This window comes from Acidiphilium sp. (genome assembly GCF_049977125.1).
Lineage (GTDB): Bacteria > Pseudomonadota > Alphaproteobacteria > Acetobacterales > Acetobacteraceae > Acidiphilium.
Map to the genome: position 1 here is coordinate 7545 of NZ_JBMFGY010000041.1, position 14384 is coordinate 21928.

Genomic DNA, 14384 nt, shown 5'->3' on the forward strand with positions numbered 1-14384 from the left:
CCATGGCGTGGGCAAATTCCCCGGGTTTGCGACAGGCTTTGCGATAGGCCCAACGCGCTGCGGTGGACGGGCGGGGAACACGAACCGCGCGCAGGATCTCGCCCGGCTTCAGCACCGTGCGGAAGGCGCCGATCGACCACTCAGTGATCGGAATGATCCGCCCGCCGTTGGGATGAAACGTCAGCATCTCAGCGTTGAGCGCGGTCAGGGTACAGAGCCAGTCTGCCGCCGGATCGGCATGGCAAAGGCTGCCGCCAATGGTGCCGCGGTTGCGGACCGCGCGATAGGCAATGCCTTCGGCGATACCGGCGAGGATGTTGCCTGGCAGGTCAGGGCAAGCACCGTCCGCGATCATCCCATGCGTCATGGCGGCGCCGATCGTGATATGGCTGCCATCGCTGTCAGCGCCGTGCAGGGCGGTGATCGGCGCGAGGGGAACCAGCATCGCGGGACGGGCGAGACGGAGGTTCAGCATCGGCATCAGTGACTGGCCGCCGGCGATGGCGCTCGCCGCCCTGTCAGCGGCCAGTATCGTGGATGCTTCCGTGAGTGACGCCGCCGGGGCGATGGTAAAGGCGACCGGCTTCACGAGCCCGCCTTCGCTGCGAGCACGGCTTCGAGAACACGGTGCGGCGTGATCGGCAGGCGATCGATCCGCGCACCGATGCCACGCAGTGCGTCGTTGACCGCATTGGCGATTGCGGCCGGCGGTCCGATGGCACCCCCCTCACCGATGCCCTTCTGGCCGAACTCGGTATAGGGCGAAGGGGTTTCCATGTGTTCGATCCGCACGTTCGGGACTTCGGTGGCACCGGGCAGGATATACTCAGCGAGCGTCGTCGCGAGGGGCTGACCGGCCTCATCGAACGGCATCTCTTCGTAGAGCGCCGTGCCGATCCCCTGCGCGATACCCCCGATCACCTGCCCATCCACGATCATCGGGTTGACGAGAACACCACCATCTTCGCAGACCACGTAATCGAGGATGCGGACGTCACCCATCTCGATATCGACGGCAACCACTGCGGCATGGGCGGCATAGCTGAAGGTTCCGGTATCCCGTATCGTGCGGTAACCTTCGGTAACCTCCAGTCCGCCAGAGGCCAGATCGGGCGGCAGGTCCTGCGGGCGCAGATACCAGGTCGCCGCAATATCGCCGATGGTGACGGAGGCGGCGCCGGCCCTGACGAGATTGCCGCCGACCACGATGGCGTCCTGCGGAACCTGCAGCAGATGCGCACCGATCCGCCCGATCCGCACCGCGAGCGCCTTGCACGCAGCGGAAACGGCGCCACCGGCCATGACCATGCAGCGCGACCCCCAGGTGCCGGTCGAATAGGGCGTCAGCGCGGTGTCGCCGTGCACGATACGGATGCGCTCGATCGGGATACCAAGCCGTTCGTGCGCGACTTGCGCGAGCGTCGTCTCCAGCCCCTGGCCATGCGACTGGATGCCGACTCGCACTTCAAGTCCGCCATCCGGTGTCAGCCGCGCGGTTGCCTGCTCATAGCCGGGGACCATTGGAATACCCCAGCCGTGATAGACCGAGGTACCGTGCGCCGCTTGCTCGCAGAAGATTGCGAAGCCGAGGCCGATGCGCTCGGGTCCGCGCGCTTGCGACTGTCGCTGGCGTATCGCCGGGACATCAATACAAGCGACCACGCGACGCAAGCATTCGCCATAGTCGCCGCTGTCGAAATGCTTGCCGGTAATGTTGTCGAACGGCATGGCGTCGGACGGCACCAGATTGCGCATCCGCACCTCATGCGGTTCGATCCCGATTTCATGGGCGATGGCATCGATCATCGTTTCCATCGCGTAGCAGACGCCGGCGCGGGCCACGCCGCGATAGGGTACGATGCCCGGCTTGTTGGTGGCCGCGGACCATGTGACGCAGCGATAGGCGTCCATGACATAGGGGCCGGGCAGGATGCTCGCGACTTGTGCCGCTTCAAGGCAGGACGAAAACGGATAGATCGAGTACGCCCCAGCATCGACGGTCGCATTTGCCGTAAGCGCGATGAGTCTGCCATCGTGATCGGCATGAGCCGTCATTTCGTAATGGTGCTCGCGGCAGTTGGCGTTGCCGGCAAGCTGCTCGCGCCGATCTTCAATCCAGCGGACCGGATGCCCTTGTCGGCAGGCGAGGGCAGCGGCGCAAAGCTCCTCGGGCAGCAGGATGCCCTTGTAGCCGAACCCGCCGCCGACATCCGGGGCGATCACCCGGACCTGGTCCTCGCTTAGACCCAGACAGCCGGCGAGACCGGTGCGGATGATATGGGGCATCTGGGTTGAGCTATGCAGGGTGAGTTGTTCCAGTCGCCGATCCCACACGGCAACGACGCCCCGCCCTTCGATGGGCGACATGCACTGGCGCGCAGTACGCAACGTGCGCCGGACGACCACGGGGGCTTCGGCCCGGATGGCGGCGATGTTGGCTTCAATTCTGGATTCGAGGATGACATTGTCGGCCCAGCTATCGTGCACCAGGGGGGCGCCAGCAGCGCGGGCAGCAAGCATGTCGACGATGGCCGGAAGCTCCGTGTAGTCCACTTCAACCAGAGCGGCGATGTCTTCGGCAGCGGCGCGGCTATCGGCAAGGCAGGCGGCGACCGCCTCGCCGACATGGCGTACTTTGCCGGTTGCAAGTGCTGGTTGGGAGGACGCTTTGAAACCAGGCAGTCCCGACAGGGCGGTTATCGGTGCAATTTCTGGAAGATCCGTAGCCGTGAAGACGACATCCTCAAATCCTGCGGGCTTGCGGATCGCACCGACCATAGCATGGGCGAGCGGGCTGCGGACGAAGACGAGGTCTTTCATGCCGGGCAACTTGATATCGGCCACGTATTCGCCGCGGCCGCGGAGGTAGCGGTCGTCTTCCTTGCGACGAACCGACGCGCCGACGCCGGAACGGATTTCGGCCTGAACGGTCATATCGTCTCCCGCGGTCGGAAAGAAGTCTTGCACGCTGTTTCTATTGTCAGCATACTGATGGCTGATCTGGCAAGCCCTGATTGCGATAACCGATGATGAAACATCCGGCCGCCGGCGGGGCGGTCGCTGGCGAGGAGTCAAGTCATGGACCGGACATGTGATCTGCTGCTGCGCGGGGGACGCGTGATCGACCCGGCCTCAGGCCGGGACGAAATAGCCGATGTTGCGATCTCTGACGGTCGGATCCTCGCAGTGGGTCGCGATATGCCGGACGGCGCGCACGAAACGCTGGACATGAGCGGGCGCGTCGTGATCCCGGGCATGATCGATACCCATGGGCACGTCTACCAGCACGTGACCGGGAAGTTCGGGCTTGATCCCGATCTTGTCGGCGTGGGCTCCGGCGTGACGACGGTGGTGGATCAAGGCGGCCCGAGCTGCATGACGATCGGCGGCTTCCGCCATTTCATCGCCGCCCCCGCGCAGACGCGGGTATTGTGCTTCATTTCCGCCTATCTGGTGGGCGGGCTGGAAGGGCATCTCTATCCCGAGCTTTACGGCCCAGGGCAACTCAACGTCGAACACACGGTGCGTGCGGCACGGGAGAATGCCGATCTGGTGCGTGGCGTGAAGGCGCATGCCGAGATCGGTGGCGCCTCGCGGTGGGGGCTCGATGTCATCCGCATCGGCAAGGAAATTGCGCGTGAGGCGGGGCTGCCGCTTTATATCCATCTCGGCCAGCTTTGGCCGGAAAAAGACGGGGTGTCGCTCGATCCGGACGAGGTGGTACGGGCGCTCATACCGATCATGGAGCCGGGCGACATTCTGGCCCATCCGTTCACCCGCCATCCCGGTGGATTCGTTTCCACCGAAACCGGCATGGTGCATCCGGTGGTGTGGGAAGCTCTCGAGCGGGGGGTCACGGTGGATGTTGGCCACGGTTCGCATTTTTCGTTTGAGATGGCACGGAAGGTCATGGAAGCTGGAATCCGGCCCTATACGCTCGGCGCGGACATGCACGGCTACAATGTTCGCCTACCCGATGCGACAGATAACGAGACCCGCAAGATCAATCCGTTCTTCGGCGTGGCGCCATTCAACCTGACCAATGCGATGACCAAGATGCTGACACTCGGGATGACGCTGCCGGACGTGGTGGCGACGGTCACGGCAAACCCGGCGCGAATGCTCCGGCTTGACCACGAGATCGGCGCGCTACGGCCGGGGATGGTAGCCGATGTGTCCGTGTTGAAGCTGGAAACCGGGCGTTTCGAGTTGGCGGACAATAGCGGGATGAAGGTCACGGCCTCCGAGATGATCGTGCCGGTGATGGCGTTCCGCGAGGGCCGGCGGTTCGACGTGTCCAGCCCGCTGGTACCGGCACCTATCCCGGTGGCCGCGTGATGGCTCCCATCGAGGCGGCGCCGCACCGTAACTGGGGTACGATGAGCCGCAAGGCGCGAAACCTCGCCTACAATAACAGCGCGGCGGTTGCAGACAGTCCAGCACTTAACGAGGCGCGGATCGCAGCGTCGCGCGCATTCCGGGCGCGCCACACAGGTGCACTCGGCCTGCGTTATGGCGAGCGTGAGCGCAATTTGTGGGACATCTACCCGGCCGGGCAGCCCGGGGCGCCGTGCCTCGTGTTCATCCATGGCGGCTACTGGCAGCGCAACCGGCACGAGGAATTCGCATGCCTTGCCGAAGGTGTGCTGGCGCGCGGATGGTCCTGCGCGATGCCCGGCTACACACTGGCTCCGGATATTTCCTTCGGGGGGATCGTTGCCGAAATCGATATGGCGCTGGATTTTCTGGCGGCGCAGGGGGCGGAACACGGTGTGACCGGGCCCGTCATACTGTCTGGCTGGTCGGCTGGAGGACATCTGGCAGCCGCATGTTTCGGGCATTCGCGGGTGACGGCGGGGATTGCGATTTCCGGCGTTTTCGAACTCGGCCCGCTACGCGACACCTATCTCGATGAGAATCTGCATCTGTCGGACCAGGAAATCGAGACGTTCTCGCCCCTGCGACGGCCACCAGTTCAAAAGCCCTTGGCGATTGCCTATGGCTCACGCGAGGTCCCGGCTTTGGTGGAGGACAGCCGGGCCTTGCATCGTCACCGTGCGGCGCATCACGCACCGGGGCCGCTGATGCCGGTAGCGGGGGCGAATCATTTTACGATACTTGATGAACTGCGTGCGCCCGATGGCGACCTCGTACGGCTAGCGATGATGATGGTACCCGGCACTTGAATGATCGCACTTCGGGAACGGGTCAACGGCAATGAGACAGCTGGGTGGGGCGATTAGCCCCAAGGCCGCTGAGCGAACCGTCTCCGGACTGAGGAACTCGATCCGCCGCCTGATCACCAACGTCCATCCCTGCGGAGACGCACTTGAATGACGAGAAAACGCTCTCATAAAATAACACACTAAAAATTTCGATATTTTTCACAATAAGTTACCTCTTTAATAATAAAAATGATGTAGTTTTCTACGAATAGTGACGGAGTCATCATTTAGACGTTACAATAAAACATTAATTATCCGTCACTAAATAAAAATTTAGATATCCCTCTATTTCATCGAGGATACATATTTTGAATCAAACAAACTTGGTTCCACAACCGACTGATTTGACTTAATTTCGCCTTGCAGCTTCATCAATTTTGTAACAAGCGCGACGTTCGCTTTATAGGGTATAATCTTAAAATGACCAGACCCCGTCATCATATACTTCATCTCAGCAAGTGTTGGATTAATGACCATCTTGTACTGTGCTTTTGCATCGGCTGGTGAGATACCGAGTGCTTTGCCGATAATGGCATAGGATTCCGTGGGATGGGATTTGATATACTTACTGCCTTCGAGAAATCCCCTGATAATGGCCGGCATGGCGGCCGGGTGGGCTTTCAGAAAGCTCGTCTTGACGGCGAAATTGTCGGTGATCAGGCCGGGTGCCGCGGCCGAGGTGAAGAGGGCGTGGAACTTCGGGTTGGCCGTGACCAGCGAGATATGCGGCGCCCAGGTGACGCCTGCTTCGGCATGGCCGCCGATCAGTGCGGCCGGGACATCCGAGGCGGGCATGTTGGTCGATTTCACATCGGCCAGGGTGAGTTTGGCCTGATGCAGCGCGTAGGCGAGGAGAAGCTCGGAATAGGAGGTGGTGTCGAGCGGGATGGTCTTGCCGCGCAGATCCGCCACCGAGGTGATCGATTTGCTCGCGACGATGGCGTCGGCCCCGTTCGAATAGTCGATCGGCATGACGATTTTGATGTCGAAGCCTTTGAGATGGTCGCCGATCACCTGGTTCATCGAGAGGTCGGCGGAATCGACCGAGCCCGATACGACGGCGGCGTTGATGCCGGTTTCCATATGGACGAATTTGATCGGGTAGGCGCCGAAGAAATGCTTGTCCGATGCGACGAACAGCGGGGCGAAGCCGATCCAGGCGTTCATCGCGAAGGTCACCGGGGTGGCGGCCTGCGCGGCGGGTGCGGTGAGCGACAGGGTGGCGGCGAGCAGGCCGGCGAGTTTGTAAGCGTTCATGGTTGATTCCCAGAATGGTGAGAGGTTGCGGGTTCGGTGAGGGAGCGCAGTCCTTCGAGATCGGCGGACATGCCGGCGGTGGCGCGGATACGGTCGGTGATGGTGCGTTTGAGGGCGATGAAGGCGGGATCGAGGCGGAGGTCGCGGTGGCGGGTGGTGAAGGGGACATCCTCGATCGCATCGATCCGGCCGGGGTGCGGCGCCATGACCACGACGCGGTCGGCGAGGTAGATCGCTTCCTCGACATCGTGGGTGACGAAGAGGATGGTTTTCCGCTCGGCGGATTTCACGTGCAGGATGAGATCGTGCATGACTTCGCGGGTCTGGGCATCGAGCGCGCCGAAGGGTTCGTCCATCAGCAGGACGGCGGGTTTGGCCATCAGGGCGCGGGCGATGGCGACGCGCTGGCGCATGCCGCCGGAGAGCTGCCTGGGGTAGGCGTGTTCGACGCGGGCGAGACCCATCAGGTTGAGCAGGGCGACGCTGCGGCGCGTGGCATCGCCGATTTCACTGTCGGTCGCATCGTGGGCGTGGGCGGCGAGGGACCGGCAGAAGCGGATGTTCTGCATCACGGTCAGCCATGGGTAGAGGCTGTAATCCTGGAACACCATGGTCCGGTCGCGCCCGGGGCCGGTGACGGGTTGGCCATCGACCAGGATGCGGCCGGCGGTGCGGGTTTCCAGCCCGGCGATGATGCGCAGCAGGGTGGATTTGCCGCAGCCGGATGCGCCGACGATGGCGGTGAAGCTGCCTTGTTCGACCGCGAGATCGATCGGGCGGAGCGCTTCGAAGCCGCCGGGGAAGGTTTTCGAGACGCCGTGCAGGACGACGGAATTGGTCATTGCAGCCACGGAAACATGAAGCGGTGCAGGCGGCGCAGGATCTGGTCGGTCAGCAGGCCGATCAGGCCGATCAGGATGATGCCGACGAAGATCTTGTCGGTCTGCAGGAAGCGCTGGGCGCGGAGGATGGCGTAGCCGAGGCCGGAATTGGCGGCGATGAGTTCGGCGACGACGAGATAGGTCCAGGCGAAGCCGAGGGTGATCCGCAGCGTGTCGAGCATCGCCGGCATGGCCGAGCGGAGCATGACGAGGCGCATGATCTCGCGGTTGGTGGCGCCGAGGGTGCGGGCGGCTTCGATCTGCGCCATCGGCACGCGGTTCGCGTCCTCGGAGATCATCAGGACCATCTGGAAGAAGGTGCCGATCCAGATCAGCGCGATTTTCGATGATTCGCCGAGGCCGAACCAGAGCAGCACCAGGGGCACGAAGGCGACCGCGGGGAGGTAGCGGGCGAATTCCATCATCGGTTCGAACAGGGCGCGCACCGGCCGGTAGGCGCCGATGAACAGGCCGAGCGGCACGGCCATGACCGCCGAGAGGGCGAAGCCGGCCATCACCCGGTAGACCGATATGCCGATGTCGTTGACCAGATTGCCGGTCTGCCACCAGTCGATCAGGGCGCGGATCACGGCGACCGGGCCGGGCAGGAACAGCGGGTTGACCGAACCGCTGGCCGCCACCGCCCACCACAGGGCGAGCAGGCCGAGGAAGCTCGCGGTCGCCATGCCGAGATAGCGCCGGCGGTCGAGCTCGCCGCGCACGACCCAGACCGGCGGGCGGGTCATTGCGGATCGGTCCGCGGACGGAAGCGGGGGGTGGGCGAGATCGTCCGTCATGTCGTCGGTCATTCCAGCCATTGGGGGAACCTGTCCTGGGTGCGGAAGAAATCGAGGTCGTGGTTGGGCCAGAGATGTGCGCCGCATGCGCAGGCGCGGGATTTCAGGGCGCGGATCGAGGCGAGTGCGGCGTCTTCGTCGTCGCGGTAGCAGAGGCCGGGGGCGATTTCGTGTTCGAGATTCTCGACGAGGTCGGCCGCGTCGCCGCAGAGCAGGATCGGGGCGCCGTGGGGGCGTTCGATCAGCATCGACATATGGCCGGCGGTGTGGCCCGGGCTTTCGATCGCGGTGACGCCGGGGACCAGATCGTATTCGCCGTTCTGGAGGCGCCATCGGTAATCGGCGGCGAAATCGTCCGGAAAATAGCCGCGCGCGCCGGGTTCATCGGCGGCGATCCGTTCGGCCGCGTGGACGTGGATGTCGGCATGGGCGAAATCGTGCAGGCCGCCGGCATGGTCGAAATGCAGGTGACCGAGGAAGACGAGGTCGATGTCGTGCGGGTCGAGCCCGAGCGTGCGCAGACGGGCGGGGAGACGGTGATCGTCCGGCATGTCCGGCGGGGGGAACGGCAGATGTCCGTAGTAGCGGGCGCGCAGGGCGGGATCGTCGATCTTGCGATAGTCGCAGCCGACATCGTAGAGAATCCGGCCCTGGGTGGTTTCGATCAGGTAGGCGAGGATCGGGGCCTCGATTTTCGTCCCCATGCCGCGGTTCCGGGTCGAGATCGACTTGTCGTAGGTGTAGGTGCCGGTGAGCAGGGGCCAGAATTTGCGGACGGCGGTCATGCGAACGCCTGTTTCTCGATGGCGGCGGTCGCTTCGCGTAAGGTCAGGAAGGGCTTCTTTTTTGAAAAAAAGAAGCAAAAAACTTTTTTGATCTGTTCCATCAGCGTTGAAACCGGCACGGACCAAACGAACAAAGTTTTTTTTGCTTCTTTTTTGTTCACAAAAAAGAAGAGTCTTCGCTGTCTTGTCCAGCCGTGTTGCGCGCCAAGGATCGATAGGGCTGTGAGTGTCATCATGATGCGGTGAGGAACGACACGCCGACCGCGCCGAGGAAGCCTGCCGCGCGATCGCCCTCGGGGGCGACGTTGCCGTAGTCGGAGGCGAGGACGCGGGCGACCCGGTAGTGATGGTAGCTTGCGAGCAGGGAGCGGACGGGCAGGACCTGGGTGCGATCGTCGGCGTAGAGTTTTCGGTGCAGTTTCGCGAGGCGATACCAGGGCTCGGCGGGTTTGGCGTGATGCGCGTTGTGATAGGCGAAATTGAGGACCAGCAGGTTCAACCAGGGGTGATCGGCGCTGACCACGTCGGAATAGGTGTTGGCGTGTTCGTAGGCGCGGTCCCGGATCATGGCGGTGGGGGCGGCATGTAGATCGGGGGCGTGGTAGACGTCGAACGTGTGCTGAAACGCATCCTCGAACCTCAGGATATGCAGGAAGATCGCGTAGGCGATGGCGTAGGCGGCGAGGGCGGCGGGTGCGGCGAGACCGAGTGCGGCGAACGCCGCCATGCGCAGCGCGAGGACCGCGATGAGGCGGGCGCGTGCCGCACCGCCGAGCCGCCAGCGGTGGTGAATGATCAGGCCGCGCATGAGGTATTCCACTGCGGGGACATAGACATATTCCAGCGCGAGCACGGCGGTGCGGAACCAGGACGGGGCGGCGTGCAGGACGGCGCGGTAGTCGAAACTGACGACATCGAGACGGTCGGCGTGGTGGCGGAGGTGTTTTTCCTTGAGCCCGGCATAAGGTGCGATGCAGGCGCCCGACATCCAGGCCAGGGCGGCGCCCAGACGGTCGTTGTTGCGGGTGCGGGCGAAGATGGTGCCGTGTTCGCATTCATGGATCAGATAGGCGCTGATCGCGAGCGTGTGGGCAATCAGCAGAATCCCGCAGATCGTGCCGATCGGGCCGGCGCCGGCGATCAGGATGATGCCACCGATCCAGCCCATGACGGCGTAGGTCAGTGCCGCAAGGTTGAGGATGATGCCGTCGCGGTAGCGAAACAGACTAATCATGAGGTTGGTTCCTGAATCGAAGTTTTCGCGATACTGGCGCGGTAGGCGCGCCAGCCGCCGTGGGCGGTGATGTCCATCGCGTCGGCGAGGGCGTCGGGTTCGCAGCAGAAGCCGGGGTGGAGCGTGCCGTCGGCGAGTTCGACTTTGCCGATGGTCATCGGGGGCGGGAGGGATGCGACGAAGCTGGCGAAGGCTGCGGGGGTGAGCGACCAGCGTTCCACCGCGATGGTCGCGGTGCTGGCCGCATCGCGCACCAGCCCGGGTTTCGGCGGTGTGGTTGCGAGGGCGAACAGGCGGTAGGCCGGGGCGGTGGTGGTGGCTTCCTCGAGGATCGCGCCGCGGGTGGTCAGTTCGTGGTTCAGCGCCATGCCGGAGAGATGCGCGCCGGCGACGATGAGGGAGATGCGATCGTCGACGGCGCGGGGCAGGCGGGTGGTGGGGGAGGCGCGGGTGACGCCGGCACCCGCGCCGATGGCGTGATGGAGCGCATCGGCGAGGTGAAGCAGGGCGCGGTCGCTGAAGGCGGGGCCGATCAGGGTCATGCCGAAGGGCAGGCCGTCCGGGCGGAAGCCGGCGGGGAACGCCACTGCTGCGAGATCGAGCAGGTTCACGAAATTGGTGTAGCGGCCCAGCATGGCGTTGCGGGCGATCGGTTGGGCGCGCAATTCGGCCACGGTGTAGATTGTGGGGCTGGTCGGCAGCAGCAGCGTATCGATGCCGGCGAGGATGGCGTCGGTCCGCTGGCGCAGAGCTTGCAGGCGGGTGGCGGCGAGGAAGGCGTCCGCCGCGTCGAAGCGTTCGGCGCCTTCGATGATCGCGGCGACGACGGGGTCCATCGCGTCGGCATGGGCGCGGAAGAACGGGCGGATGGCGGCGAGGCGTTCGGCGACGAAGGCGTCTTCGTAGAGCAGGGACGCCGCCGCGCGGAACGGCGCGTAGTCGATCTCCACCAGGGTCCATCCCAGTGCGGTTGCCTGGGCGAGGGCTGCTTCGTGCAGGGCGGCGTAGGCGGTGTCATCGGCGAAGACCCGTTCGTCGGGGGCGAGGATGCCGATGCGGGGGCGGGATGGCAGGGTGGTCTCGGCCGGCTTGCGGCTGTAGGGATCGTCGGGGTCGTGGCCTTCGGCGATCGCGAGGATGATTGCGGCATCGGCGGCGGAATTGGCGAAGATGCTGACGCAGTCGAGGCTCTGGCACGCTGGGACGACGCCGGTTGCGGGAATTCGGCCGCGGGTCGGTTTCAGGCCGATCAGATTGTTGAACCCGGCGGGGACGCGGCCGGAGCCGGCGGTGTCGGTGCCGAGGGCGAAGACGCAGAGGCCGGCACCTGTCGCGACGGCCGATCCCGATGAGGAGCCGCCGGAGATGTAGGTATCGTCGAACACCGAGCGGGGCGCGCCGTAGGGCGATCGCGTGCCGTTCAGGCCGGTGGCGAACTGGTCGAGATTGGTCTTGCCGAGCGGGATGGCGCCGGCGGCGCGCAGGCGGGCGACGATTGTGGCATCCTTCGCCGGCACGGAGGAGAAGGCGGGGCAGGCGGCCGTTGTTGGCAGTCCGGCGACGTCGATATTGTCCTTGACCGCGAAGACCATGCCGGCGAGGGGCAGGGCGGGGTCGACCAGGGCGGCTTCGGCCAGCAGGTCGGCGCGGTCGCGCAGGGTGATGAAGACCGCCGGATCGGGATAGGCGCGGGCGCGGTCGTGCAGGGTTGCCACCAGATCCGGCACGGTCAACTGGCCTTGATCGATCATCCGGCGCAGGGTCGCGATGTCGAGCGGGGCTTGGATCATGCGGCGGCATCCATGGCGATCACGGCCAGGCGCTGGCCGGCGCGGACCACCTGACCGGGCGATGCCGCGACCGAGACGACGACGCCCGACACATCGGCGGGGACCCGGACTTCCATTTTCATCGATTCCACGATCATCAGTGAATCTCCGGCTTCGACCCGGTCGCCCGGCCCGTGCAGCACCTGCCAGATGCTGCCGGGCACCGGTGCGGCGACGCTTCGGGTGCCGGGGGCGAGCGGCGGCTCGGCGGTGATCGGCGCGAGTTCGGGCAAAGGCGCGGTATCGAGCCCGGCCTCGACCCAGGCGGCGCGTTCGGCGGCGAAGGCGGCGCGCTGGCTGGTCTGGAAGGTGGCGATCGGGTCGGCGTTGGCGGCGACGAAGGCGTTGTGGGCCGCAAGGGAGAAACTGCCCTCCTCGATGGTGATCGGGTAGCGGCCGTGGGGGAAGGCGGCGCGGGCTTCGGCGAGTTCGGCCTCGCTGACCGGATGGAAGCGCAGACGGTCAAAATTGCGCAGCAGCCAGGGGGTGTCGCCGAAGGGGGGTCTGCCGTTGGCGAAGCTGTTCCACATCTGGATCGTGCGGCCGAACAGCTGGTAGCCGCCGGGTCCCTCCATGCCGTAGACGCAGAGATAGGCCCCGCCGATGCCGACCGCGTTTTCCGGCGTCCAGGTTCGGGCGGGGTTGTATTTGGTGGTGACCAGCCGGTGGCGCGGGTCGATCGGGGTGGCGACCGGGGCGCCGAGATAGACGTCGCCGAGGCCGAGGACGAGGTAATCGGCGTCGAACACGATGCGCCGGACATCGGCTTCGGAATCGAGGCCGTTGATCCGGCGGATGAATTCGACGTTGTCGGGACACCAGGGGGCGTCTTCGCGCACGGTCTCCTGATATTTGCGCATCGCCAGCAGCACGGCGCTGTCTTTCCACGACAGCGGCAGGTGGACGATGCGGGAGGGCACGGTCATGCTTTCGGGATCGGGCAGGGCCGGTTCGAGGGCGCGGATCAGGCCGAGCAGGGTGGCGCGGTCGAGGCGGGCGGGGTCGAAATGGATTTGCAGCGAGCGGATCCCCGGGGTGAGGTCGATGATGCCGGGCAGGTTCTGCGCGGCGAGGGCGGATTGCAGGGCGTGGGCGCGCAGGCGGAGGGCGAAATCCAGCGTCATCGCGCCGAATTCGATCAGGATGTTTGCATCGCCGGCGCGGCGGATGGTCATGGTGTCGGAGCGGTGCAGGATGATCGGGTCGGCATCGGCGCGGGTGAAATGGACGAGGTCGCCGGGGCGGAGCTGGCCGAGTTTCCACAATTCATCGGACGCGATGACGCCGGGACAGACGAAACCGCCGAGCGAGGGACCGTCCGGGCCGAGCAGGATCGGCATGTCGCCGGTGAAATCGACCGCGCCGATCGCGTAGGGCGTGTCGTGGATGTTGGAGGGGTGCAGGCCGGCATCGCCGCCATCCGCCCGCGCCCAGGCGGGTTTCGGGCCGATCAGGCGCACGCCGGTGCGGGCGGAGTTGTGGTGAACCTCGTAGGGGGCGGTGAACAGGGTGGCGATGTCGGATTCGGTGAAGAAATCGGGTGCGCCGTGCGGGCCGGGGATGAGGGTGATCTGCCAGTTGCCCGTGATCGGGTCCTGGGTGATCGGGTCGGGGATGGAGGGGGGTGGGATTGCCGGGGTCGTGGGGGCGTCGGCGAGGCCGATGACATCGCCCGCTCGCAGCGCACCGGTGGCGTGGCCGCCGAAGCCGCCGAGGGTGAAGGTTGCGGTCGAGCCGAGGTAAGCGGCGGCGGCGAAGCCACCGGCGACGGCGAGATAGCTGCGCTGGCCGGACCCGGTGATGGCCCCGAGTGCGAGGGTCTGGCCGGGTTCGATGGTGACGGCGGTCTCGTGCGGGATCGTCATGCCGTCGATGTCGGCTGCCATGGCCGCACCGGTCAGGGCGATGACGGCCCGGCCGCGAAACCGCAGGCGCGGGCCGGTGAGGGTGCATTCCAGCACGGCGGCGTCGGGTTGGTTGCCGAGGATGGCGTTGGCACGGGCGGCGCTGCGTGCGTCCATCGGGCCGCTGGGCGGAATGCCGACATGCCAGTAGCCGCGCCGCCCGGGGATGGATTGCAGCGAGGATTGCGCGCCGGGGTCCAGCACGCGGACGCTGCGCGACGGGGCGGCATGGTCCGCGAGGCTGTTTGTGGTCATGGTGCCGGCGCGGAAGTCGGGCCGGGCGAGGGCTGCGATCAGATAGTCGCGGTTGGTGGCGACGCCGTGGATCGTGGTGGCGGCGAGGCCGGCGCACAGGCGGTCGATCGCGGCGTCGCGGGTGGGGCCGGTGGCGATCAGTTTGGCGAGGGTGGGGTCGTAGAACGGGGTGATCGGCGTGCCGGGTTCGATCCAGGTGTCGATCCGCAGATCGTCG

12 protein-coding genes are annotated in these 14384 nt (G+C 65.3%); 2 read left to right on the plus strand and 10 right to left on the minus strand.

The features are described from left to right. Together ACP5E6_RS08590 and ACP5E6_RS08595 are read right to left on the minus strand one after the other, a co-directional pair. Positions 1-589: FAD binding domain-containing protein (locus tag ACP5E6_RS08590; protein WP_427953817.1), on the minus strand; the 589-nt coding region annotated here is incomplete at its 3' end. Beyond that, positions 586-2934, minus strand: coding sequence for a xanthine dehydrogenase family protein molybdopterin-binding subunit (locus tag ACP5E6_RS08595; protein ID WP_427953818.1), 2349 nt, complete (start codon positions 2932-2934; stop codon positions 586-588). The genes ACP5E6_RS08595 and ACP5E6_RS08590, both read right to left, overlap by 4 nt. A gap of 144 nt (positions 2935-3078) precedes the next feature. On the opposite strand from ACP5E6_RS08595, the gene ACP5E6_RS08600 reads away from it, so the two are divergent. Then, positions 3079-4338 (plus strand): amidohydrolase/deacetylase family metallohydrolase, encoded by a 1260-nt coding sequence (locus ACP5E6_RS08600; protein ID WP_427953819.1) that lies wholly within the window; start codon positions 3079-3081, stop codon positions 4336-4338. Next, positions 4338-5186 carry an alpha/beta hydrolase gene (locus tag ACP5E6_RS08605; RefSeq protein ID WP_427953820.1) on the plus strand — a complete coding sequence of 283 codons (849 nt, stop codon included), beginning with the start codon at positions 4338-4340 and terminating at the stop codon, positions 5184-5186. Before ACP5E6_RS08600 ends, ACP5E6_RS08605 begins: the two co-directional genes overlap by 1 nt. 324 nt (positions 5187-5510) lie before the next feature. On the opposite strand, the gene ACP5E6_RS08610 is transcribed toward ACP5E6_RS08605, so the two are convergent. The 8 genes from ACP5E6_RS08610 to ACP5E6_RS08645 form a co-directional block, all read right to left on the minus strand. Continuing rightward, positions 5511-6482 (minus strand): ABC transporter substrate-binding protein, encoded by a 972-nt coding sequence (locus tag ACP5E6_RS08610; protein ID WP_427953821.1) that lies wholly within the window; start codon positions 6480-6482, stop codon positions 5511-5513. Next, on the minus strand, positions 6479-7324 hold the full coding sequence (locus ACP5E6_RS08615; RefSeq protein WP_427953822.1) for an ABC transporter ATP-binding protein: 846 nt from the start codon (positions 7322-7324) through the stop codon (positions 6479-6481). Before ACP5E6_RS08615 ends, ACP5E6_RS08610 begins: the two co-directional genes overlap by 4 nt. Then, positions 7321-8109 carry an ABC transporter permease gene (locus ACP5E6_RS08620; RefSeq protein ID WP_427953823.1) on the minus strand — a complete coding sequence of 263 codons (789 nt, stop codon included), beginning with the start codon at positions 8107-8109 and terminating at the stop codon, positions 7321-7323. The genes ACP5E6_RS08615 and ACP5E6_RS08620 overlap by 4 nt, the downstream gene beginning before the upstream one ends. A gap of 59 nt (positions 8110-8168) precedes the next feature. Then, complete coding sequence (locus ACP5E6_RS08625; RefSeq protein WP_427953824.1) at positions 8169-8945, minus strand: N-acyl homoserine lactonase family protein; 777 nt, start codon at positions 8943-8945, stop codon at positions 8169-8171. Next, positions 8942-9181, minus strand: a complete 240-nt coding sequence (locus ACP5E6_RS08630; protein WP_427953825.1) for a hypothetical protein — start codon at positions 9179-9181, stop codon at positions 8942-8944. The genes ACP5E6_RS08625 and ACP5E6_RS08630 overlap by 4 nt, the downstream gene beginning before the upstream one ends. Beyond that, positions 9178-10179, minus strand: a complete 1002-nt coding sequence (locus ACP5E6_RS08635) for a fatty acid desaturase (RefSeq protein WP_427953826.1) — start codon at positions 10177-10179, stop codon at positions 9178-9180. The genes ACP5E6_RS08630 and ACP5E6_RS08635 overlap by 4 nt, the downstream gene beginning before the upstream one ends. Next, on the minus strand, positions 10176-11969 hold the full coding sequence (gene atzF / locus ACP5E6_RS08640; RefSeq protein ID WP_427953827.1) for an allophanate hydrolase: 1794 nt from the start codon (positions 11967-11969) through the stop codon (positions 10176-10178). The genes ACP5E6_RS08635 and atzF overlap by 4 nt, the downstream gene beginning before the upstream one ends. Next, on the minus strand, positions 11966-14384 hold a 2419-nt coding region (locus ACP5E6_RS08645), incomplete at its 5' end, for a 5-oxoprolinase/urea amidolyase family protein (protein ID WP_427953828.1). The genes ACP5E6_RS08645 and atzF, both read right to left, overlap by 4 nt.